Genomic DNA, 23,954 nt, shown 5'->3' on the forward strand with positions numbered 1-23,954 from the left:
AATGCTTTTTGATTTTAGTCTAGTATGAGCTGACTTCGTCAGTTCTATCTACAACCTCAAAACCATGCTTTGAGCAACCTGTGGCTAGTTTCCTAGTTTGCTCTTTGATTTTTATTGAGTATTAGATGTATAGTGCATTGAAGTTAAAATAGTATACTTTGGTTTCTAAGACATTGTTAGAAATTAGATTAAATTCCTTAATCGATTTGCGCATGTTTTATTTTATTTCACTATACTTTAGATTGAAAAATAAGGAATCACATAAATCGCAAGAAATAGGGAATCTGATTCGTGTTTATAACCGTTCAAAAAGAGAGGAAGCTGAAAGTGAGCCACTTAATCTTTATGTCGAAGATGAAAAGGGCAATCTCCTGGCAGGTTTGATAGTAGAGACTTTTAGAAATTGGCTAGAAATCGAGTATTTATTTGTAAAAGAGGAACTGAGAGGGCAAGGAATCGGTTCAAAACTATTGCAGCAAGCAGAAACTGAAGCTAAGAATCGAAACTGTCGTTTTGCCTTTGTCAATACCTACCAGTTTCAAGCTCTTGATTTTTATAAAAGGTATGGCTACAAGGAAGTCTTTAGGTTACAAGACTATCCCTACATTGGGCAAAGATATTATTAGCAAAAGAATCTGTAAGGTGAGTATGGAGGTATAATACAAAGAGAGGCTCGCACATAAGTATGGAGGTGGACTGATGTATATGAGTAACTATCGATAAATACCAGTTATAACCTAGAAATTGTGTCTTTCTGGGCAATATTGGGTACAATGCAATGGCAGCTGAGAAATTGGGAATCAAGGCTTATCGGGTTAAGAAAAGAAGTGATGTGGTTGATATTTTAAAACAATTTATTTAAACTAAAAACTCTCTATCTTTTTAAATTGACATTAATCCGAGATTCCCCTCTCGAGTTTTTCAGAATAGAGTGAAATCCGAAAGAAAATGGAAATAATTTTTATTAAACGCTTCCAATAGAGGTTAAAAGTTGACAAATTTAAATTTTAGGACTACACTAAGTAAGTAAATTTTATTTTAAAGGAGAATTCGTTATGAATTTAACATATTTAGGCTTATGTATTGCCTGTATGGGCGTATCTGTCGGTGAAGGTTTATTGATGAATGGACTGTTTAAATCAGTAGCACGCCAACCAGATATGCTTTCTGAGTTTCGTAGTTTGATGTTTTTAGGTGTTGCCTTTATTGAAGGAACTTTCTTTGTAACTCTTGTCTTCTCATTTATTATCAAATAAATACATGGAACGAGAAGAAAAGGGAGGATTTTAGATGGAAGAAAGTATTAATCCAATCATCTCTATTGGTCCTGTTATCTTCAATCTGACTATGTTAGCCATGACCTTGTTGATTGTGGGAGTTATTTTTGTCTTTATTTATTGGGCAAGCCGCAATATGACCTTGAAACCCAAAGGAAAGCAAAATGTACTTGAGTATGTCTATGACTTTGTTATTGGATTTACAGAACCTAACATTGGTTCGCGCTACATGAAAGATTACTCACTCTTTTTCCTTTGTTTATTTCTTTTCATGGTGATTGCCAATAACCTTGGCTTAATGACAAAGCTTCAAACGATCGATGGGACTAACTGGTGGAGTTCGCCAACCGCTAATTTACAGTATGACTTAACCTTATCTTTTCTTGTCATTTTGTTGACACATATAGAAAGCGTTCGTCGTCGTGGATTTAAAAAAAGTATAAAATCTTTTATGAGTCCTGTTTTTGTCATACCGATGAATATCTTGGAAGAATTTACAAACTTCTTATCTTTGGCTTTGCGGATTTTTGGGAATATCTTTGCAGGAGAGGTCATGACGAGTTTGTTACTTCTTCTTTCCCACCAAGCTATTTATTGGTATCCAGTAGCCTTTGGAGCTAATTTGGCTTGGACTGCATTTTCTGTCTTTATTTCCTGCATCCAAGCTTATGTCTTTACTCTTTTGACATCTGTGTATTTAGGGAATAAGATTAATATTGAAGAGGAATAGAAAGGAGTAACTGATGCACGTAACAGTAGGTGAATTGATTGGTAATTTTATTTTAATCACTGGCTCTTTTATTCTTTTGCTAGTCTTGATTAAAAAATTTGCATGGTCTAATATTACAGGCATTTTCGAAGAAAGAGCTGAAAAAATTGCTACTGATATTGACAGTGCTGAAGAAGCCCGTCAAAAAGCAGAAGTATTGGCCCAAAAACGTGAAGATGAATTGGCAGGCAGTCGCAAAGAAGCCAAGACAATCATTGAAAATGCAAAGGAAACAGCTGAGCAAAGTAAGGCTAGTATCTTAGCAGATGCTAAACTAGAAGCAGGACGCTTAAAAGAAAAAGCAAACCAAGAAATTGCTCAAAACAAAGCTGAAGCTTTACAAAGCGTTAAGGGTGAGGTTGCAGATTTGACCATCAGCTTGGCTGGTAAAATCATCTCACAAAACCTTGATGGTCATGCCCATAAAGCACTCATTGATCAGTATATCGATCAGCTAGGAGAAGCTTAATGGACAAGAAAACAGTAAAGGTAATTGAAAAATACAGCATGCCTTTTGTCCAATTGGTACTTGAAAAAGGAGAAGAAGACCGTATCTTTTCAGACTTGACTCAAATCAAGCAAGTTGCTGAAGAAACAGGTCTGCCTTCTTTTTTAAAACAAGTGGCAGTAGACGAGTCGGATAAGGAAAAAACAATTGCTTTTTTCCAAGACTCTGTGTCACCTTTAATACAAAACTTTATCCAGGTTCTGGCCTACAATCACAGAGCAAATCTTTTCTATGATGTGCTTGTAGATTGCTTGAACCGACTTGAAAAAGAAACAAATCGATTTGAAGTGACGATTACTGCTGCTCATCCTTTAACAGATGAACAAAAGAGTCGTTTGCTCCCTTTGATTGAGAAAAAAATGTCTCTGAAAGTAAGGAGTGTAAAAGAAGAAATCGATGAAAGTCTCATTGGTGGTTTTGTCATTTTTGCCAATCACAAGACAATTGATGTGAGTATTAAACAACAACTTAAAGTTGTTAAAGAAAATTTGAAATAGAAAGTGGTGTTCTTTTGGCAATTAACGCACAAGAAATCAGCGCTTTAATTAAGCAACAAATTGAAAATTTCAAACCCAATTTTGATGTGACTGAAACAGGTGTTGTAACCTATATCGGGGACGGTATCGCGCGTGCTCATGGCCTTGAAAATGCCATGAGTGGAGAGTTGTTGATTTTTGAAAACGGCTCTTATGGTATGGCTCAAAACTTGGAGTCAACAGACGTTGGTATTATCATCCTAGGTGACTTTACAGATATCCGTGAAGGCGATACAATTCGTCGTACAGGTAAAATCATGGAAGTCCCAGTAGGTGAAAGTCTGATTGGTCGTGTTGTGGATCCGCTAGGTCGTCCAGTTGACGGTCTTGGAGAAATCCACACTGATAAAACTCGTCCAGTAGAAGCACCAGCTCCTGGTGTTATGCAACGTAAGTCAGTCTCAGAACCATTGCAAACTGGTTTGAAAGCTATTGACGCCCTTGTACCGATTGGTCGTGGTCAACGTGAGTTGATTATCGGTGACCGTCAGACAGGGAAAACAACCATTGCGATTGATACAATCTTGAACCAAAAAGGTCAAGATATGATCTGTATCTATGTTGCGATTGGACAAAAAGAATCAACAGTTCGTACGCAAGTAGAAACACTTCGTCAGTACGGTGCCTTGGACTACACAATCGTTGTGACAGCCTCTGCTTCACAACCATCACCATTGCTCTTCCTAGCTCCTTATGCTGGGGTTGCCATGGCGGAAGAATTTATGTACCAAGGCAAGCATGTTTTGATCGTTTATGATGATTTATCAAAACAAGCGGTAGCTTATCGTGAACTGTCTCTCTTGCTTCGTCGTCCTCCAGGTCGTGAAGCCTTCCCAGGGGATGTTTTCTACCTTCACAGCCGTTTGCTTGAGCGCTCAGCTAAAGTTTCTGATGAACTTGGTGGTGGATCAATTACAGCCCTACCATTTATCGAGACACAAGCAGGAGATATCTCTGCCTATATCGCAACCAACGTGATTTCTATCACTGATGGACAAATCTTCCTTGGCGATGGCCTCTTCAATGCGGGGATTCGTCCAGCCATCGATGCGGGTTCATCTGTATCACGTGTAGGTGGTTCTGCACAAATCAAAGCCATGAAGAAGGTTGCTGGTACACTTCGTATCGACCTTGCTTCATACCGTGAGTTGGAAGCCTTCACTAAGTTTGGTTCTGACTTGGATGCGGCAACACAGGCCAAGTTGAACCGTGGACGTCGTACAGTTGAGGTCTTGAAACAACCTGTTCACAAACCATTACCTGTTGAGAAACAAGTAACCATTCTTTATGCTTTGACACATGGTTTCTTGGATACTGTTCCAGTAGATGATATTGTTCGTTTCGAGGAAGAGTTCCATGCCTTCTTTGATGCTCAACATCCAGAGATTTTGGAAACCATTCGTGATACAAAAGACTTGCCAGAAGAAGCAGTCTTGGATGCTGCGATTACAGAGTTTCTCAATCAATCTAGCTTCCAATAAGAATAGAGGTGTCAGATGGCAGTATCTCTAAATGATATTAAAACAAAAATCGCCTCAACAAAAAATACGAGTCAAATCACAAATGCCATGCAAATGGTATCGGCTGCTAAGCTAGGTCGCTCTGAAGAAGCTGCTCGTAACTTCCAAGTTTACGCTCAGAAAGTGCGCAAGCTCTTGACAGATATCCTCCATGGTAATGGAGCTGGTGGTTCAACCAATCCCATGTTGATTAGCCGTCCTGTGAAGAAGACAGGCTATATCGTTATCACTTCAGACCGCGGTTTGGTTGGAGGTTATAATTCCTCTATTCTGAAAGCCGTTATGGAGTTGAAAGAAGAATACCACCCAGACGGTACAGGTTTTGAAATAATCTGTATTGGTGGAATGGGAGCTGATTTCTTTAAGGCTCGTGGTATTCAACCACTTTATGAACTACGTGGCTTGGCAGACCAACCTAGCTTTGATCAAGTTCGTAAGATTATTTCAAAAACTGTTGAAATGTACCAAAATGAACTCTTTGATGAGCTTTATGTTTGCTACAACCACCATGTCAATACGCTAACCAGTCAAATGCGTGTGGAACAAATGCTTCCGATTGTTGACTTGGATCCAAATGAAGCGGATGAAGACTACAGCTTGACTTTTGAATTGGAAACCAGCCGAGAAGAAATTTTGGAGCAGTTATTGCCTCAGTTTGCAGAAAGTATGATTTACGGTGCCATTATCGATGCCAAGACAGCTGAGAATGCTGCTGGTATGACAGCCATGCAAACAGCGACAGATAATGCTAAGAAAGTCATCAATGATTTGACAATTCAGTATAACCGTGCCAGACAGGCGGCGATTACACAAGAAATTACAGAAATTGTAGCAGGAGCTAGTGCCTTAGAATAGGCTCTAGTCCAGTTCGTATGAAAATGAACTTATACTCAATGAAAATCAAAGAGCAAACTAGGAAGCTAGCCGCAGGCTGTACTTGAGTACGGCAAGGCGACGCTGACGTGGTTTGAAGAGATTTGCGAAGAGTATTAGGACCTAGTTTAGCTAGGAACCGACAGTATCTTATATAGAATAGGAGAAGGAGATGAGTTCAGGTAAAATTGCTCAGGTTATCGGTCCCGTTGTAGACGTCTTGTTTGCAGCAGGGGAAAAACTTCCTGAGATTAACAATGCACTTGTCGTCTACAAAAATGACGAAAGAAAAACAAAAATCGTCCTTGAAGTAGCCTTGGAGTTGGGAGATGGTATGGTCCGTACTATCGCCATGGAATCAACAGATGGGTTGACTCGTGGAATGGAAGTATTGGACACAGGTCGTCCAATCTCTGTGCCAGTAGGTAAAGAAACTTTGGGACGTGTCTTCAACGTTTTGGGAGATACCATTGACTTGGAAGCTCCTTTTACAGAAGACGCAGAGCGTCAGCCAATTCATAAAAAAGCTCCAACTTTTGATGAGTTGTCTACCTCTTCTGAAATCCTTGAAACAGGGATCAAGGTTATCGACCTTCTTGCCCCTTACCTTAAAGGTGGTAAAGTTGGACTGTTCGGTGGTGCCGGAGTTGGTAAAACCGTCTTAATCCAAGAATTGATTCACAACATTGCCCAAGAACACGGTGGTATTTCAGTATTTACTGGTGTTGGGGAACGTACTCGTGAGGGAAATGACCTTTACTGGGAAATGAAAGAATCAGGCGTTATCGAGAAAACAGCCATGGTATTTGGTCAGATGAATGAGCCACCAGGAGCACGTATGCGTGTTGCCCTTACTGGTTTGACAATCGCTGAATACTTCCGTGATGTAGAAGGCCAAGACGTGCTTCTCTTTATCGATAATATCTTCCGTTTCACTCAGGCTGGTTCAGAAGTATCTGCCCTTTTGGGTCGTATGCCATCAGCCGTTGGTTACCAACCAACCCTTGCTACAGAAATGGGTCAATTGCAAGAACGTATTACATCAACCAAGAAGGGTTCTGTAACCTCTATCCAGGCTATCTATGTGCCAGCGGATGACTATACTGACCCAGCGCCAGCAACAGCCTTCGCTCACTTGGATTCAACAACAAACTTGGAACGTAAGTTGGTACAATTGGGTATCTACCCAGCCGTTGACCCACTTGCTTCAAGTTCACGTGCCTTGGCACCTGAAATCGTTGGAGAAGAGCACTATGCAGTTGCTGCAGAAGTAAAACGTGTCCTCCAACGTTACCATGAGTTGCAAGATATCATTGCTATCCTCGGTATGGATGAGCTTTCTGATGAAGAAAAGACCTTGGTTGCACGTGCCCGTCGTATCCAGTTCTTCTTGTCACAAAACTTCAACGTTGCGGAGCAATTTACTGGTCAGCCTGGTTCATATGTTCCAGTTGCTGAAACGGTACGTGGATTTAAAGAAATCCTTGATGGTAAATACGACCACTTGCCAGAAGATGCCTTCCGTGGTGTAGGTTCTATCGAAGATGTGATTGCAAAAGCTGAAAAAATGGGATTTTAAGAGGTAATCTATGGCTCAGTTAACTGTCCAGATCGTGACACCAGATGGTCTCGTCTATGATCACCATGCCAGCTATGTATCGGTTCGAACTCTGGATGGTGAGATGGGGATCTTGCCACGACATGAAAATATGATTGCGGTTTTAGCAGTTGATGAAGTAAAGGTAAAACGTATTGATGACGAAGATCACGTGAACTGGATTGCAGTAAACGGTGGCGTTATTGAAATTGCCAATGATATGATTACAATCGTTGCTGACTCTGCAGAACGTGCTCGTGATATCGATATCAGTCGTGCAGAACGTGCCAAACTTCGTGCAGAACGTGCAATTGAAGAAGCACAAGACAAACACTTGATTGACCAAGAACGTCGTGCGAAGATTGCACTGCAACGTGCCATTAACCGTATTAATGTCGGAAATAGACTATAAGAAAAAATGAACTTGAAAATTCCAAGTTCATTTTTTTATGGTGTTTTATACTCAATAAAAATCAAAAAGCAAACATAGGAAGTTAGCCATAGGTTGCTCAAAACATAGTTTTGAGGTTGTGGATAGAANNTTGAAGAGATTTTTGAAGAGTATTAAGGAGCAAAACGGATGCAGACTGCTTCGGGAACATGGAAGTCGTTGGAGAGTTCTGCTAGACGACCATTGTCACAATTACGTTTAAAGACAGTTGCATTGTCAGAGTCTTGGTGGACAGCAATGAGAAATTTTTGGTCAGGTGTCAAATCAAAATCACGTGGAGTCTGACCATGTGTTGGAACGATTTCTAATAACTCTAAGCTACCGTCCGCAAGGATTGTATATACTGCGATAGAATCATGACCACGGTTAGAAGCGTAGAGGTATTTACCGTCTTTAGAGAGACGAATAGCAGCAGTAGCATTAAAACCTTCGTAAGCTTCTGGTAAAGTTGAAATCACTTGCATGCGTTCAAATTCACCAACGCCATCGTAGATTAAAATCTCGATAGTACTATTGAGTTCACAAATGAGATAAGCGATTTTATAGTGGTTATGGAAAACGATATGACGAGAACCAGCTCCAGGAATACTATTGTAGGTATAGAGTTTAGATAATTTCCCTTCTTGATCAAGGTCATAAGTGATAACTTGGTCAGTACCCAAATCACAGGTCACTAGATAGTGGTCAGGTGTTAAATCTGTATAGTGAACATGGGGGGAAGCTTGATTTTCATGTGGACCTTGGCCACTGTGTTGATCTACATCACTAAGTAAAAGACTCCCATCATTCTGACGTTTATAAACCAGTACCTGTCCTTTATGGTAGTTGGCTGCGTAAACCAAATCACGCTTTTCATCGACAGCAACATAACAGTGGGGGGCTCCTTTTTCAACGACGTGATTTAATAAAGTCCCGTCAGTTTGATAGGCTGCAATTCCCCCCTTATCGTCTTGACTACCAACGGTGTATAAATGTTGGTGCTGGTCAAAGGCAAGGTAGGTTGGACTTGGCTCAGCTGCAAAAAGTTCTAGGTTTGAAAGCTGACCAGTTTCTGTATCAAAGTCAGCCGTGTAAATCCCTTGGGAAGTCCGACGTGTATAAGTTCCAAAATAAACAGTTTCTTTCATAACGTTACCTCTATATAAAGATAAGACTATTATATCACAAAAACAAGCCAATTAAAGACATCCAATTAGATGTAAGCACTTTAAAAAAGAGTTATTTTGATTTAAAAATGGTATAATGAGAGAACGATAGAAAGGAAGTATTTATGGAGCAAAAAGAGAAACATTTTAGCCTATCTTGGTTTTTTAAGTGGTTTTTAGATAACAAGGCCATTACGGTATTTTTAGTAACCTTATTATTGGGACTCAATCTTTTTATTTTAAGTAAGATTAGTTTTCTATTTTCACCTGTTTTAGACTTTTTAGCAGTTGTGATGTTGCCAGTCATTTTGTCTGGTTTGTTATATTATTTGTTGAATCCTATTGTTGATTGGATGGAGAAGCATAAGGTTAATCGTGTTATAGCTATCACTATTGTCTTTGTTATCATCGCTCTCTTTATCATTTGGGGCTTGGCAGTCGCCATTCCAAATCTGCAACGTCAGGTTTTGACCTTTGCAAGAAACGTTCCTGTTTACTTAGAAGATATAGATAGGATTGTTAATGGATTGGTAGCCCAGCACCTGCCAGATGATTTCAGACCTCAATTAGAGCAAGTTTTGACCAATTTTTCTAGCCAGGCTACAGTTTGGGCGAGCAAGGTTTCATCTCGGGCAGTCAACTGGGTGAGTGCCTTTATTAGTGGGGCTTCTCAAGTGATTGTTGCCTTGATTATCGTTCCGTTCATGCTCTTTTATCTCTTGCGTGATGGGAAAGGCTTGCGTAACTATTTGACCCAATTTATGCCAAGAAAATTGAAGGAACCTGTTGGACAAGTTTTATCAGATGTGAATCAACAGTTGTCCAACTATGTTCGAGGGCAAGTAACAGTGGCTATTATTGTAGCAGTAATGTTTATTATCTTCTTTAAGATTATCGGTCTACGTTATGCGGTTACGCTTGGTGTTACTGCTGGTATTTTAAATCTGGTTCCTTATCTTGGTAGCTTCCTAGCCATGCTTCCTGCCCTAGTTTTGGGCTTGATTGCTGGGCCAGTCATGCTTTTGAAAGTAGTGATTGTCTTTATCGTAGAACAAACTATTGAAGGCCGTTTTGTCTCTCCATTGATTTTGGGAAGTCAATTAAACATCCATCCCATTAATGTTCTCTTTGTTTTGTTAACTTCAGGATCTATGTTTGGTATCTGGGGAGTTTTACTTGGTATTCCAGTTTATGCCTCTGCTAAGGTTGTCATTTCAGCCATTTTCGAATGGTATAAGGCAGTCAGTGGTCTATATGAATTAGAGGGCGAGGAAGTCAAAAGTGAACAATAGTCAACAGATGTTACAGGCTTTGGAGGAGCAAGATTTAGCCAAGGCTGAGCACTATTTCGTCAAAGCTTTAGAAAATGATCCAAGTGACCTTCTGTATGAGTTGGCAACTTATCTTGAAGGAATTGGTTTTTATCCTCAGGCAAAGGAGATTTACCTGAAAATTGTAGAGGATTTCCCAGAGCTTCATCTTAATCTAGCTGCAATTGCTAGCGAGGATGGTCAAATCGAAGAAGCCTTTGCTTATCTTGAGGAAATCCAAGCTGACAGTGACTGGTATGTTTCGGCTTTGGCTTTGAAGGCAGATCTTTACCAGATGGAAGGTTTGACAGATGTGGCGCGTGAGAAATTGCTGGAGGCTTTGACCTACTCAGAGGATCCTCTCTTGATATTGGGTTTGGCAGAGTTGGATAGTGAGTTGGAAAATTACCAAGAGGCCATTCAAGGCTATGCCCAGTTAGATAATCGTACTATTTATGAGCAAACGGGCATTTCCACCTATCAACGAATTGGTTTTGCCTATGCCCAGTTAGGGAAATTTGAAACGGCTACTGAGTTTTTAGAAAAAGCCCTGGAGTTAGAATACGATGACCTAACAGCTTTTGAGTTGGCCAGCCTTTACTTTGATCAAGAAGAATACCAAAAAGCCACCCTTTACTTTAAGCAGCTTGATACCATTTCTCCTGACTTTGAAGGCTATGAATATGGTTATAGCCAGGCCTTACATAAGGAACATCAAGTTCAAGAAGCCCTGCGTATCGCTAAGCAAGGCTTAGAGAAAAATCCCTTTGAAACTCGCCTCTTGCTAGCTGCTTCGCAATTCTCTTATGAATTGCATGATGCAAGTGGGGCAGAAAATTATCTCCTAACAGCTAAAGAAGACGCTGAGGATACAGAAGAAATCTTGCTTCGTTTAGCCACTATTTATCTGGAGCAGGAGCGTTATGAGGATATTCTAGACTTGCAGAGCGATGAGCCAGAAAATCTCTTGACCAAGTGGATGATTGCTCGTTCCTATCAAGAAATGGACGATTTGGATACTGCCTATGAGCATTACCAAGAGTTGGCAGGAGATTTAAAGGACAATCCAGAGTTTTTGGAACACTATATCTATGTCTTGCGTGAATTGGGCTACTTTGAGGAAGCAAAAGTCAATGCACAAGCTTACTTAAAACTGGTTCCAGATGATGTGCAAATGCAAGAACTGTTTGAGAGATTGTAAGAATGTTTAAACATATAGAACTGTAGTTTATCTCTTTTGATAGCTACGGTTTTTATTTGTATATGATAGAATTTTTTTGCAAAAATGGTTGGTTATTTTGTTTATTCATGCTATAATAGGAACAATTACTTTTAGGAGGTGCAGTATGTCTTATTTATTTGAGATATTACCGAGTTTACTGAATGGTGCGAGCACGACTGTACAGGTCTTTGCACTGGTCTTGCTATTTTCGATTCCTTTGGGCGTTTTGATTGCCTTTGCCTTGCAAGTCCATTGGAAGCCCCTCCATTATCTGATTAACATTTACATCTGGGTTATGCGTGGCACCCCCTTGCTCTTGCAATTGATTTTTATTTATTATGTGCTCCCAAGTATTGGGATTCGTTTAGACCGCCTTCCTGCAGCTATTATTGCCTTTGTTTTGAATTATGCGGCTTACTTTGCAGAAATTTTCCGTGGGGGAATTGACACTATTCCAAGAGGACAGTATGAGGCAGCCAAGGTCTTGAAGTTTAGCCCTTTTGACACAGTGCGCTATATTATCTTGCCCCAAGTGACCAAGATTGTTCTTCCTAGTGTCTTTAACGAAGTTATGAGTTTGGTCAAGGATACCTCTCTGGTCTATGCTCTAGGAATTTCTGATCTTATCTTGGCTAGTCGAACAGCTGCCAACCGTGATGCTAGTCTGGTTCCTATGTTCTTGGCAGGAGCCATTTACTTGATTTTGATTGGGATTGTGACAATTATTTCCAAAAAAGTTGAGAAGAAGTATAGTTATTATAGATAGGAGGCTGCCATGTTAGAATTACGAAATATCAATAAAGTCTTTGGAGATAAACAAATCCTGTCTAATTTCAGTCTAAGTATTCCTGAAAAGCAAATCCTGGCTATCGTTGGACCTTCTGGTGGAGGTAAGACAACTCTTTTACGTATGCTTGCAGGTCTTGAAACTATTGATTCAGGGCAAATCTTTTATAATGGAGATTCCTTAGAGCTGGATGAATTACAGAAGCGCAATCTACTGGGATTTGTCTTCCAAGATTTTCAACTGTTCCCTCATTTATCAGTTCTGGACAATTTGACCTTATCGCCTGTGAAGACCATGGGAATGAAGCAGGAGGAGGCTGAGAAGAAGGCGAGTGGACTCTTGGAACAGTTAGGATTAGGAGGACACGCAGATGCCTATCCTTTCTCGCTATCTGGTGGGCAAAAGCAGCGGGTGGCTTTGGCGCGTGCTATGATGATTGACCCAGAAATCATTGGCTACGATGAACCAACTTCTGCCCTGGATCCAGAATTACGCTTGGAAGTGGAAAAACTGATCTTGCAAAATAGGGAACTTGGCATGACCCAGATTGTGGTAACCCATGATTTGCAGTTTGCTGAAAATATCGCAGATGTATTATTGAAAGTAGAACCTAAATAGGAGGAAAAATGGATGAAAAAATGGATGCTTGTATTAGTCAGTCTGATGACTGCTTTGTTCTTAGTAGCTTGTGGGAAAAATACTAGCGAAACTAGTGGAGATAATTGGTCTAAGTACGAGTCTAACAAGTCTATTACTATTGGATTTGATAGCACTTTTGTTCCAATGGGATTTGCTCAGAAAGATGGTTCTTATGCAGGATTTGATATTGATTTAGCTACAGCTGTTTTTGAAAAATACGGAATCACAGTAAACTGGCAACCGATTGATTGGGATTTGAAAGAAGCTGAATTGACAAAAGGAACGATTGATCTGATTTGGAATGGCTATTCCGCTACCGACGAACGCCGTGAAAAGGTAGCATTCAGTAACTCATATATGAAGAATGAGCAGGTATTGGTGACCAAGAAATCATCTGGTATCACGACTGCAAAGGATATGGATGGAAAGACATTAGGAGCTCAAGCTGGTTCATCTGGTTATGCGGACTTTGAAGCAAACCCAGCGATTTTAAAGGATATTGTCGCTAATAAGGAAGCGAATCAATACCAAACCTTTAATGAAGCCTTGATTGATTTGAAAAATGATCGAATTGATGGTCTATTGATTGACCGTGTCTATGCAAATTATTATTTAGAAGCAGAAGGTGTTTTAAACGATTATAATGTCTTTACAGTTGGACTAGAAACAGAAGCTTTTGCGGTTGGAGCCCGTAAGGAAGATACAACTCTGGTTAAGAAGATAAATGAAGCTTTTTCTAGTCTTTACAAGGACGGCAAGTTCCAAGAAATCAGCCAAAAATGGTTTGGAGAAGATGTAGCAACCAAAGAAGTAAAAGAAGGACAGTAAGATAAAATAGTGGCTGAGACTGCGTTTTGATTAGCAAAACGCAGTTTTTTGTAATCTAGGAAAACGATAATAGCGATTGAATCTGGATAATTGAATATGGAATAGCCCACTGTGATTTCTAAACCATTGTTAAAAATTGATTTGACTTCCAAAATTAAAATGTTCTGTAATGAAATGCTGATGTAACTGTTTTAGGAACAATAAAACGCATAATATCAAGGTTTTCTGGCACCTTATATTATGCGTTTTTGTGATTTTAAGACTTGTTAGCTGATTTTTTACAATCCTGCGAAATCTTTGATTTCTTGTGCTGACATTGAAGAGTCGCAACGGACATTGATTTGTCCATCCGCAACGTGAACAAATCCTGGTACAGTTGGGATTCCATAGCGTGAGCGGAATGCTTGCAACTCATTGAGTTGGCTTGCTTCTTCACTGTTGATGAAGTAGATGTGGGCTTTGGTTTCAGCTACGACACCTGACAATGTACCTGCAAATTTACGGCAGTAAGGGCAAGTTTTGCGACCGATAAAGAAGGTTGCAGTTTCTTTTTTATCAAGAGCTTCTTGCGCACGCGCAACTGTAGTGACTTCAAGGTCTTTGATGTTATCTAAAAATTGTTCCATGAGATTACCTCGCTTTCATTGATAAGTCTAGTATGCCATAAAGTTTCTAAAATTGCTTAGATTTGATACGAAAAAAAGATGAGATTGGTTTGTCTCATCTTTTATAGGACTTTATTTTACAAAAGCATTGATTTCTGCTTCGATGTTAGCAATTTTAGCTTGTGATTCTTCGTTTGTTTCCCCTACAACTGCAATGTAGAACTTGATTTTTGGTTCTGTACCTGAAGGGCGAACAGCAATCCATGAACCGTCAGCAAGTGTATATTTCAACACATCACTTGGAGGAGTTGTCAAGTTTGTAACAGTACCGTCAGCTGCAGTAGCAGTTTGAGCTTTAAAGTCTTCTACGACAGTGATAGCCGTTGCGTTCCATTCTTTTGGAGCATTGTTACGGAATTTAGCCATAATCGCTTTGATTTGTTCAGCACCATCGACACCTGAAAGGGTAACAGAGATTGTCTTTTCTGCATAATAGCCGTACTCTTTATAGATTTCTTCGATACCGTCAGCAAGGGTCAAACCACGTGAACGGTAGTAGGCAGCAAGTTCAGCAACGACAAGAACGGCTTGGATAGCGTCTTTATCACGTACGAATGGTTTAATCAAGTAACCGAAGCTTTCTTCAAATCCCATCATGTATGTGTGATTGTGTTTTTCTTCGAATTCTTGGATTTTTTCAGCGATGAATTTGAAACCAGTCAGAACGTTGAACATGGTTGCGCCGTAGCTTTCAGCAATCTTCGTTACCAAGTCAGTTGATACGATCGATTTGCAAAGGGCTGCATTTTCAGGAAGAGTTCCAGCGTTTTTGTGGGCTTCCAAGATGTATTTTGCCATGATAGCACCGATTTGGTTACCTGAAAGGTTGAGGTAGCTACCATCTTTTTGAAGAACTTCAACACCAACACGGTCAGCATCAGGGTCAGTTGCCACAAGAACATCTGCACCAACTTGACGACCAAGTTCTTCAGCAAGTGCAAAGGCTGCTTGGCTTTCTGGGTTTGGAGATTTTACAGTTGAGAAGTCTGGGTCAGCAGTTGCTTGCGCTTCAACGACTTGAACAGAGTCAAATCCTGCTTGGGCAAGAGCACGACGAGCCAACATTTCACCAGTACCATGAAGTGGTGTGTAGACAATCTTCATGTCTTTACCAAATTCTTCAATCAAGGCTGGGTTGATGTTAACGTCCTTCACTTCTTTGAGGTATTCCACATCGACAGCTTCGCCGATAACTTCAATCAAGCCAGAAGCTTTTTCAGATTCCACATCAGCAACTTCTACCGCAAATGGGTTTTCGATTGCACGGATATAAGTAGTCAAAGCGTCTGCGTCGTGTGGAGGCATTTGTCCACCGTCTTCACCGTAAACCTTGTAACCGTTAAATGGTGCAGGGTTGTGACTGGCTGTGACCATGATACCCGCGAAACAGTTGAGGTGACGAACTGCAAATGAGAGTTCTGGAGTTGGACGAAGGCTTTCAAATACATAAGATTTGATACCGTGTTTAGCAAGAACTGCCGCAGATTCAAAGGCAAACTCAGGTGAGAAGTGACGGCTATCGTAGGCGATTGCTACACCGCGTTCTTTCTCGTTTCCACCTTTTGACTCAATCAAACGAGCCAATCCTTCAGTAGCTTGACGAACAACGTAGATGTTGATGCGGTTTGTACCAGCACCAATCAAGCCACGCATACCTGCAGTACCAAATTCAAGATTTGTATAGAAGGCATCTTCCTTTGTTTTTTCGTCCATATTTTCCAAATCTTGACGAAGATAGTCAGGAAGCTCCGCAAAATCAACCCATTTCTGGTAATTTTCTTGGTAAGACATTAAAATTCTCCTTTTTGTAAATTGTTTTAACCGTTCACATTATAGCACTTTTTAGCATTTTAGTAAAACGGTAGCATAAGTTTTTAGTCAATGAGCGAAGAAGACTGTACTATTCATAATTTTGATTTAAGTGTGTTAATTACAAACCGAAATGACAAGTCAAGTTTATCCTATTTGTAGTCTCTAAAAAATTGAAATTAAACCTTATTCGTTGTATAATTTAAAATGAGGATTATTATATAAGATCTGTTATAATATATATCTTTTGATATATATATATATATGGAGGTAGTCATGAATAGTCCAGAAAAACAATTAAAATACAGTATTCGAAAAGTGAGTGTCGGTGCAGCTAGTGTTGTCATTGGGGCGCTCTATCTTTTGATGGGAGCTGGGATTGCTCATGCTGAGGGCGTGGAGTCAGCGAGGGAAGCTGAGAGGACAGCAAACCCGACAGATCCAGGACAGTCTGGAATTGGAGAGCCAGAAAACAAGACTGACCTCAGTCATACTGATGCAGCAGCAAACACCTATAATGCTCCCGTAGCTGACAATCCGCTAGTAACTCCAGAAAGTACGAAACCTCGTACTCGTAGTAAAAGAGAATTAGCTGATGGGGAGTCAAGTGATTCATCGAATGGAGCTACAGGAACTGAATCAGAGCCGACTTCTGGAAATGAGGGAGGTTCAGACACAGCAGATACTGATTCAGATTTACTGGATGCCAATCGTAAGGGTGACACAGTAAAAGAACACCAGCCCGGGGTCATTGTGCCTAAAGATGGAGAGACAGGTGGGGATGATAAGAATGCCCATCTGAAATTTGATACTCCTAAGGAAAATCTGACTCTCGAACAATTATGGGATATTGTAAAAAATATGCCAGACGACTTCCAAAATAATGAACGTTCTTACTTGCGTAGTATGAACACCCTTGGGGATGCTCTTAGATTTAAAAACGGCAAAGTCAGTGAAGATGGTACAGGAGATAAATTACAAGATGGTGAAATAAGAGAACTTGATTCTTTCGGTGGATGGACAGCGATTGCAGGTAAAGATGGCAGACCAGGTAAATTCGTTATTGGTAAGAAAAATGCAGATGGTTACTTTACAGGTTGGTATAAGAAAGAAGATGGTACGATTGAACAAGGTGGTATGCTTGGGGCAGATGCCTTAGATAACATCTTTGTGCACGAACAAGCATTAGACCGTCGTTTTAAATACATGCTTATGCTTGTTAAAGGACGTACACGAGCTAATCGTGACGAGACGGTTTCAGATAATTCGAAGTATGATCCACGTGCTCAAAATGAACGTGCTAATAAGAACTCCACCGAATTTAAGAATCTCCCATTTTTAGAAAAAGATAAGTATAATAAATATTCTCCAGGTGTAGTTGGATATAATGGGATAGAGAAGCAGTTTACTGCCTTTTCTCCTGGCTTCGGAAGCCGTGTTCGTGTGGAATTTGTGACAGGATATATCTCAGATATTAATGGTTCTAAAGGAACCTATCGAGTAGTCATTAAAACTAAGGATACTGCTGGCCAAGAGAAGACGGTATACGATGAAACCATTCACCGTGTAGCCGAAATCGTTCAAAATGAAAACTTGTACAAAAAAGGTTTAAATGTAGAACTGGCGAATTTCCAAATTTCCAAATTTTTTAAAGATGAGTTTAAATCTCGTGTTAATAAAATTCGTAATGAGAAAATAAAATTTACTCCATTACACCGTAAACCCAGAAGATATTATACAGAAGAAGATACCAAACTGTACAATCAATTGGAAGCAGAAGCTAGGGAAGAAGTTAAAAAACAAGGCGATATTGTATTAAATGTTACGGAAGACTTCTTAAGTATAGAAAAATCAAAAGAAAGAGATTCAGAGTGGGGAAAAACATTCACAAGCACATCTCAGTCAACTTCAAAGCTATCAAACGAATTAAATAATTTATTGAAAGTTGCTGATAAAGATACTCCTAATACCCCAACTTGGCTAAACTCAAGCACTCCTCCAGCTAAAGCTGATGACAGAGTATATAAACTACTGAGGACTCTTATACCAGGTGCTAAGAAAATTACCTATCATGTTAAGGATGATCAGCTAGAAGTAGAAACAGAAAAATACACCTATCTCGCCGCTAGAAATGGTAGTAAGGAAGCAGGTATTCAAGGGTCAGATATAGAAGCAACTGCAAGTGCAGATACATATGGTGTTGATTCCCAAACCTTTGAGAGAGACAATACAAATACAAAAGCAAATAACCTTAATAAAGGTTGGGCTAGATCTGATTCTGAAGACTTCAAACATTTCTCACACTTTGTAGGGGTAGACAAAGGAATTGTGCGAACGAATGTACTGACTGATAAACAACTATCTGATAAGATTAAGGACGCAGTGGGTCCTGGAGATAGCAATCTAGGAAAAGGTGGCTACTTCTCTACTGGGGATGTTTTATTAGCAAAAGATGTTGTTTCTTATACCGTACAAGTATTTTCAGAGAATAATGACAGAGTAGGGGTAAATCCTCAAAGTCACCGTGTTCAGTATAATCTTCCAATTCTCGCTGACTTTTCAGTCATCCAAGATACTGTGGAACCATCACGAACCGTTGTTGAAAAAATCATTCCAAAACTAAATATTCCCGAAGAAGAGAAAAAGAAAATAACCGAAGAAATCAAGAAAAAGAAGAAAACCTCAGAATTGGCAGAACTAATCTCAGGAAATGTGAAAGTTCGCTATGTTGATGAACAAGGGCATTTGCTATCATTGAAAAATGATACTGGAATTGGAGAAAAAGAAAGTGACGGAACCTACATTACCAATAAAAAACAACTGATTGGTACTAGCTATAATGTCACAGATAAAAAACTCAGCACTATCTCAACGACTAATGGGAAACATTATAGAGTCAAAAGAGATTTGGGGGAAAATTCTGCCCCTACTGAAGGAAATATCGTAAGCGGGGTAAGAACGGTAACTTATGTATATGAGGAACGTGAAGCGCCTACTACTGCTACAGTAACAGCCAATTACTATAAAGAAGGTACCCAAGAGAAGTTGGCAGAGTCTGTTGTACAAGCTGATTTAGCGATAGGTTCTGAGTATACTACAGAAGCAAAAGTTATTGAAGGAAAAACAACAACTGAGGACAAAGAAGACCGAGTTATCACAAGGAAAACAACATACACCTTGGTAGCAACTCCTGAAAATGCCACAGGAACTGTACCAGAAGACGGTGCAACCGTTAACTACTACTACCGTGAGAATGTTGAGGAAACAGTGGTTCCTAAAACAGCCACCACTACTGAGACGAAGACTATAACGCGTACCATTCATTACGTTGATAAAGTTACGAACCAAACTGTCAAAGAAGATGTTGTTCAACCTGTAACCTTAAGCCGTACAAAAACTGAGAACAAGGTAACAGGAGTTGTAACCTACGGTGAATGGACAACAGGCAACTGGGACGAAAAAGTTTCACCATCAGTAGAAAACTATGGTCCAGCCGAAACAGCTACGGTTTCTTCTGCGACCGTCACATCAGTAAGCAAAGATGAGACAGTCGTTGTGAAATATCCGCAAGCTACAGAAGATGTTAAAGAAACTAAAACTGTTACCCGTACCATCAAGTATGTCGATAAAGCCAACGAAACAACCGAAGTAGCTAGCCCAGTTACGCAAACAGTTGAATTAACAAGAACTAACAAGCGTAATAAAGTGACGAAAGTCGTGACAGAAGGAACTTGGTCAACAGGCAACTGGGACGAAAAAGTTTCACCATCAGTAGAAAACTATGGTCCAGCCGAAACAGCTACGGTTTCTTCTGCGACCGTCACATCCGCAAGCACAGATGAGACAATCGTTGTGAAATATCCGCAAGCTATAGAAGATGTTCAAGAAACCAAAACTGTTACCCGTACCATCAAGTATGTAGATGCGACTGATGAAACAACAGAAGTAGCTAGCCCAGTTACGCAAACAGTTGAACTAACAAGAACCAACAAGCGTAACAAAGTGACAGGTAAAGTAACAGAAGGAGACTGGTCAACAGGTACATGGGCGACCCAAGCCTCTCCAACAGTCACTAACTATGACGCACCAGATAAGGCAACTGTAGCGGAAGCAACTGTAACATCAACAACTACAGATACAACCGAAGTAGTGAAATACCCACAAGCTACAGAAGATGTTAAAGAAAGCAGAACTGTTACCCGTACCATCAAGTATGTCGATAAAGCCAACGAAACAAAAGAAGTGGCAACACCAGTTACGCAAAGCGTCACCTTAACGCGAACCAACAAGCGTAATAAAGTGACGAAAGTCGTGACAGCAGGAGACTGGTCAACAGGTACATGGGGTTCTCAAGACTCTCTAACTGTAACCAACTATGACGCTCCAGATAAGGCAACTGTAGCGGAAACAGCTGTAACATCAACAACTACAGATACAACCGAAGTAGTGAAATACCCACAAGCTACAGAAGATGTTCAAGAAAGCAAAACTGTTACCCGTACCATCAAGTATATAGATGCGACTGATGAAACAACAGAAGTAGGTAGCCCAGTTACGCAAACAGTTGAACTAACAAGAACCAACAAGCGTAATAAAGTGACAGGTAAAGTAACAGCAGGAGACTGGTCAACAGGTACATGGGGTTCTCAAGACTCTCCAACTGTAACCAACTATGACGCCCCAGATAAGGCAACTGTAGCAGAAGCAACTGTAACGTCAACAACTACAGATACAACCGAAGTAGTGAAATATCCGCAAGCTACAGAAGATATTAAAGAAAGCAAAACTGTTACCCGTACCATCAAGTATGTAGATGCGACTGATGAAACAACAGAAGTAGGTAGCCCAGTTACGCAAACAGTTGAATTAACAAGAACCAACAAGCGTAATAAAGTGACGAAAGTCGTGACAGAAGGTGAATGGACAACAGGCAACTGGGACGAAGTCGTATCGCCAGAAATTGAAAATTATGGTAAACCAGATTTACCAAAAGTATCGAATGCAGAAGTAACAGCAGATTCAAAAGGTACGACTATTTTGGTAAGGTATGACCGTTTATCAAGACCAGAAAAACCAATTCCAGAAATTCCAAGTCCTCAGGAACCAGGTGCTCCAGGTGAACCGACTCCAGACAAACCAAACCCACAACCAAATCCAGAGCATCCAAGTGTTCCGACACCAAACCCAGAACTACCAAATCAAGAGACTCCAATACCAGAGCTAACTCCAGAACCAGGTACTCCAAAAACTGAAATTCCAGTGAGTCCAGACCCAGAAGTTCCGACTTCTGAGACAAATAAAAGAGAGGAATTGCCAAACACAGGTCCAGAAGCGAATGCTACCTTGGCTAGCGCTGGTATCATGACCTTATTAGCTGGTCTAGGATTAGGATTCTTCAAGAAAAAAGAAGATGAAAAATAATAGATTTTAGAATCTAGGAACAAGGAAAAGCTCACAGATGTGGGCTTTTTCCTGGTTTTGAGAACGAGGTCTTTCGAGAAGATTAAAAACGCTTACAAGTTCATTAGACTGGGAAACTCTGAATCCTATTTTTTTAAAAATATTTCCAGAAATCAGTTGCTAAATAGGGTAAAAATTGATAGAATAAAGAATATCTAAAAAATTTTAAGGAGAATCTAGCAAATGGATTTCACATGGGCACTGAAATATGCCACTGAATTTTTGGGAACTGCCATTTTGATCATTCTTGGGAATGGTGCAGTTGCCAACGTTGAACTTAAAGGTACGAAAGGTCACCAAAGTGGCTGGCTCGTCATCGCTGTTGGTTATGGTATGGGGGTTATGATCCCAGCCTTGATGTTTGGTAACGTATCTGGGAACCACATCAACCCTGCTTTCACTCTAGGACTTGCAGTTAGCGGTCTTTTCCCTTGGGCACAAGTGGTACCTTACATTATCGCGCAAGTCTTGGGGGCTATCTTTGGTCAAGCCTTAGTTGTGGCAACACACCGTCCATTCTACTTGAAAACTGAAAACCCAAATAACATCTTGGGAACTTTCTCAACTATTTCAAGTATTGACCATGGTACAAAAGAAAGTCGCTATGCAGCAACTGTCAATGGTTTGATTAATGAGTTTGTTGGTTCATTTGTTTTGTTCTTTGCAGCTCTCGGTTTGACTAAAAACTTCTTTGGTGCTGAAGTGCTTCAATACATGAAACAAATGGCAACACAAGCAGGACAGACAGTTGATTTTTCTGACTTGGCTATTAAAGCACAGGTGGCTCCACACACTGCTTCAGGACTTTCTGTGGCTCACTTGGCACTTGGATTCCTCGTTATGGCTTTGGTAACATCACTTGGAGGACCTACAGGACCTGCCTTGAACCCAGCTCGTGACTTGGGGCCACGTCTCCTTCATGCTTTCCTTCCGAAATCAGTTCTTGGTGAGAATAAAGGCGATTCAAAATGGTGGTATTCTTGGGTACCAGTAGTAGCACCTATTGCAGCAGCAATTGCGGCAGTAGCTGTATTCAAATTCCTTTATCTCTAAGAAATAGCTCCTTTAACATTTGAGTGAGCACCATTTATAAGTAAGAGAGGATCAGATTGGTTCTCTCTTTTTGATTTTTCAGGGAAATGAAAGAAAATCGACACAAACTCCTCTCCAGCAGTGGTTTAAAAGTCTCAGTGGGTTATTCCAACTTTAATGGGCTATAGTAGGTTGCAGTTGAAATAATAGACCCTTTTTCTCAAACATTGTGAGAAATTAGTTTGAATTCCCCAATCAAATTGTGCAGTTTTCATTCTACTATATATTATATTATCGGAGATGGGTTCCCTATCTTGTAAGTCTGCTTTATAGTGGGTTGAAGTTGGAATAGTCCGCCCTTCTTTCTCGAACATTGTGAGGAATTGATTTGCCTTCCTCAACAAAATGTTCAGTTTCTATTTCATTTTACTATAAAATAAGCGATTAGGGGGGCTATTCTTCGACCTACATTGACTCTGCTGAGTCCTATGATTGTTATCGTTTTATCTGCAATTTTATACTCAATGAAAATCAAAGGGCAAACTAAGAAGCTAGCCGNNTGACGAAGTCAGCTCAAAATAGTGTTTTGAGGTTGTAGATGAAGAGGTTGGGCAAAAACTCGACTTTAGGAAAAAATGAAGTAAATCTCCCCACAATAAAACGCATAGTACCAAGGTTTCTCTCAAGACCTGATACTATATGTTTTTCTGATTGCAAAGACTTTTTGACCAGTCTCAACTATACCTAAGGTAAGGCGATGCTGACGTGGTTTGAAGAGATTTTCGAAGAGTATTAAACCGATGTTGTGAGTAACTTTTACCTAGCTTCCTAGTTTGCTTTTGTAGTATAAACCAGAGATTGTTTACATTTTCAGCAAGTGAGTGGATGAATAATGCTGAAAACTCCTTTAAGGATAAGTCTATTTAGTACTTTCTATTAGTTAGTTAAATTTGCCAAATTTCAAGTTCAAGTTAGCCATGAAGAAGTCTTCTCTGGGTGATTTGTAGTTCAAGCATTTTTTAGGATAGTTATTAATCCAATTTTAGATGAATGTGACTTCTTTGGGAGTCGTTTCCTTAGTTCCCTTAGGTAACCATCTCCGAATGAGCCTGTTGTGATTCTCATCAGTTCCCCTTTCCCAAGAGGCATAGGGGTGCGCATAATAGATATGTTCCTCAGAAAATACATCAGACAAGCGGTTAAATTCTGTACCATTATCTGCCGTGATGGACAGAATCTGATGTTGTTTTAAGATGAGTTTTAAAGCCTGATTGACCGCCTCAGCACTTTTATTTGGAATCAATCGGATAATTTGATGCCTAGTCCTTCGATCAGTTAAGACCAGTAAACAATAATTTTTCACCCTTGTAAGCAGAACCGTATCAATCTCATAATGCCCATTCTCCAATCGCAGATTGATAGCTTCAGAACGCTGTTCGATAGATTGACCAGGGGGTTTAAAATTGGTGCTAGCTTGTTTCTTAACAGATTTTCCTTTTCTAGGATAGAGCAGATCCTGTTTTGAC

19 protein-coding genes and 5 pseudogenes are annotated in these 23,954 nt (G+C 40.0%); 20 read left to right on the forward strand and 4 right to left on the reverse strand.

Going from position 1 to position 23,954, the window contains the following annotated elements; translation table 11 throughout:
• Nucleotides 1-212: 212 nt before the first annotated feature.
• The 9 genes from HT703_RS00070 to HT703_RS00110 all read left to right on the forward strand — a co-directional run bounded on the left by HT703_RS00070 (nucleotide 213) and on the right by HT703_RS00110 (nucleotide 7,492).
• On the forward strand, nucleotides 213-626 hold the full coding sequence (locus tag HT703_RS00070; protein WP_000499170.1) for a GNAT family N-acetyltransferase: 414 nt from the start codon (nucleotides 213-215) through the stop codon (nucleotides 624-626).
• Nucleotides 627-1,055: 429 nt separating this feature from the next.
• Nucleotides 1,056-1,256, forward strand: coding sequence for a F0F1 ATP synthase subunit C (locus HT703_RS00075; RefSeq protein ID WP_001054890.1), 201 nt, complete (start codon nucleotides 1,056-1,058; stop codon nucleotides 1,254-1,256).
• Between the two features lie 34 nt (nucleotides 1,257-1,290).
• Nucleotides 1,291-2,007 (forward strand): F0F1 ATP synthase subunit A, encoded by a 717-nt coding sequence (gene atpB / locus HT703_RS00080; RefSeq protein ID WP_000392851.1) that lies wholly within the window; start codon nucleotides 1,291-1,293, stop codon nucleotides 2,005-2,007.
• 13 nt (nucleotides 2,008-2,020) lie between these two features.
• On the forward strand, nucleotides 2,021-2,515 hold the full coding sequence (atpF, locus tag HT703_RS00085; RefSeq protein ID WP_023937358.1) for a F0F1 ATP synthase subunit B: 495 nt from the start codon (nucleotides 2,021-2,023) through the stop codon (nucleotides 2,513-2,515).
• The gene (locus HT703_RS00090; protein WP_023933459.1) at nucleotides 2,515-3,051 is read left to right on the forward strand and encodes a F0F1 ATP synthase subunit delta; all 537 of its coding nucleotides are present in this window, start codon (nucleotides 2,515-2,517) and stop codon (nucleotides 3,049-3,051) included. Before atpF ends, HT703_RS00090 begins: the two co-directional genes overlap by 1 nt.
• Nucleotides 3,052-3,065: 14 nt before the next feature.
• Nucleotides 3,066-4,571: a F0F1 ATP synthase subunit alpha gene (gene atpA / locus HT703_RS00095; protein WP_023942963.1), complete on the forward strand. Its 1,506-nt coding sequence runs from the start codon at nucleotides 3,066-3,068 to the stop codon at nucleotides 4,569-4,571.
• Nucleotides 4,572-4,586: 15 nt separating this feature from the next.
• A complete protein-coding gene (locus tag HT703_RS00100) occupies nucleotides 4,587-5,465 on the forward strand; it encodes a F0F1 ATP synthase subunit gamma (RefSeq protein ID WP_000301219.1) in 879 nt (292 codons plus the stop codon).
• A 190-nt stretch (nucleotides 5,466-5,655) separates the two neighbouring features.
• Nucleotides 5,656-7,062: a F0F1 ATP synthase subunit beta gene (gene atpD / locus HT703_RS00105; RefSeq protein ID WP_000094360.1), complete on the forward strand. Its 1,407-nt coding sequence runs from the start codon at nucleotides 5,656-5,658 to the stop codon at nucleotides 7,060-7,062.
• 10 nt (nucleotides 7,063-7,072) lie between these two features.
• Entirely contained in the window at nucleotides 7,073-7,492 is a 420-nt protein-coding gene (locus HT703_RS00110) for a F0F1 ATP synthase subunit epsilon (protein WP_000068041.1), read from the forward strand.
• Nucleotides 7,493-7,644: 152 nt separating this feature from the next.
• Here the strand turns inward: HT703_RS00110 and HT703_RS00115 are convergent, their stop codons facing one another.
• Nucleotides 7,645-8,658, reverse strand: a complete 1,014-nt coding sequence (locus tag HT703_RS00115; protein WP_054392643.1) for a lactonase family protein — start codon at nucleotides 8,656-8,658, stop codon at nucleotides 7,645-7,647.
• Between the two features lie 143 nt (nucleotides 8,659-8,801).
• On the opposite strand from HT703_RS00115, the gene HT703_RS00120 reads away from it, so the two are divergent.
• The 5 genes from HT703_RS00120 (at nucleotide 8,802) to HT703_RS00140 (ending at nucleotide 13,462) form a co-directional block, all read left to right on the forward strand.
• Complete coding sequence (locus HT703_RS00120; protein ID WP_000435457.1) at nucleotides 8,802-9,968, forward strand: AI-2E family transporter; 1,167 nt, start codon at nucleotides 8,802-8,804, stop codon at nucleotides 9,966-9,968.
• Nucleotides 9,958-11,187, forward strand: coding sequence for a tetratricopeptide repeat protein (locus tag HT703_RS00125; RefSeq protein WP_001065939.1), 1,230 nt, complete (start codon nucleotides 9,958-9,960; stop codon nucleotides 11,185-11,187). The genes HT703_RS00120 and HT703_RS00125 overlap by 11 nt, the downstream gene beginning before the upstream one ends.
• A 145-nt stretch (nucleotides 11,188-11,332) precedes the next feature.
• A complete protein-coding gene (locus HT703_RS00130; RefSeq protein ID WP_000120831.1) occupies nucleotides 11,333-11,974 on the forward strand; it encodes an amino acid ABC transporter permease in 642 nt (213 codons plus the stop codon).
• Nucleotides 11,975-11,983: 9 nt separating this feature from the next.
• Nucleotides 11,984-12,613, forward strand: a complete 630-nt coding sequence (locus HT703_RS00135; RefSeq protein WP_000891768.1) for an amino acid ABC transporter ATP-binding protein — start codon at nucleotides 11,984-11,986, stop codon at nucleotides 12,611-12,613.
• Between the two features lie 12 nt (nucleotides 12,614-12,625).
• Nucleotides 12,626-13,462: an amino acid ABC transporter substrate-binding protein gene (locus HT703_RS00140; RefSeq protein WP_000759194.1), complete on the forward strand. Its 837-nt coding sequence runs from the start codon at nucleotides 12,626-12,628 to the stop codon at nucleotides 13,460-13,462.
• 278 nt (nucleotides 13,463-13,740) lie between these two features.
• Here HT703_RS00140 and HT703_RS00145 read toward each other — a convergent pair whose 3' ends face one another.
• The gene (locus HT703_RS00145; RefSeq protein ID WP_000434638.1) at nucleotides 13,741-14,088 is read right to left on the reverse strand and encodes a thiol reductase thioredoxin; all 348 of its coding nucleotides are present in this window, start codon (nucleotides 14,086-14,088) and stop codon (nucleotides 13,741-13,743) included.
• Nucleotides 14,089-14,199: 111 nt separating this feature from the next.
• Complete coding sequence (locus HT703_RS00150; RefSeq protein ID WP_000121691.1) at nucleotides 14,200-15,918, reverse strand: phospho-sugar mutase; 1,719 nt, start codon at nucleotides 15,916-15,918, stop codon at nucleotides 14,200-14,202.
• Nucleotides 15,919-16,212: 294 nt separating this feature from the next.
• On the opposite strand from HT703_RS00150, the pseudogene HT703_RS11925 reads away from it, so the two are divergent.
• From HT703_RS11925 to gla, 6 genes and pseudogenes are all read left to right on the forward strand, one after another.
• Nucleotides 16,213-16,317 (forward strand): annotated as a pseudogene (locus HT703_RS11925) (YSIRK-type signal peptide-containing protein); the annotation flags it as partial.
• A gap of 1,807 nt (nucleotides 16,318-18,124) precedes the next feature.
• Nucleotides 18,125-19,246, forward strand: a pseudogene (locus tag HT703_RS11520) (MucBP domain-containing protein).
• Nucleotides 19,204-19,512: pseudogene (locus HT703_RS00175) on the forward strand (cell surface protein); the annotation flags it as partial. The pseudogenes HT703_RS11520 and HT703_RS00175, both read left to right, overlap by 43 nt.
• A gap of 30 nt (nucleotides 19,513-19,542) precedes the next feature.
• A pseudogene (locus HT703_RS11525) lies at nucleotides 19,543-20,604 on the forward strand (hypothetical protein); the annotation flags it as partial.
• Between the two features lie 102 nt (nucleotides 20,605-20,706).
• Complete coding sequence (locus HT703_RS12055) at nucleotides 20,707-21,357, forward strand: LPXTG cell wall anchor domain-containing protein (RefSeq protein WP_029711521.1); 651 nt, start codon at nucleotides 20,707-20,709, stop codon at nucleotides 21,355-21,357.
• Between the two features lie 222 nt (nucleotides 21,358-21,579).
• Nucleotides 21,580-22,449 (forward strand): aquaglyceroporin Gla, encoded by an 870-nt coding sequence (gla, locus tag HT703_RS00195; protein WP_023933475.1) that lies wholly within the window; start codon nucleotides 21,580-21,582, stop codon nucleotides 22,447-22,449.
• 1,024 nt (nucleotides 22,450-23,473) lie between these two features.
• Here gla and HT703_RS00200 read toward each other — a convergent pair.
• Nucleotides 23,474-23,954: pseudogene (locus tag HT703_RS00200) on the reverse strand (IS30 family transposase); the annotation flags it as partial.

The sequence above is a fragment of the Streptococcus sp. 3874 genome, assembly GCF_013276425.1.
GTDB classification, from domain to species: Bacteria; Bacillota; Bacilli; order Lactobacillales; family Streptococcaceae; genus Streptococcus; species Streptococcus pseudopneumoniae.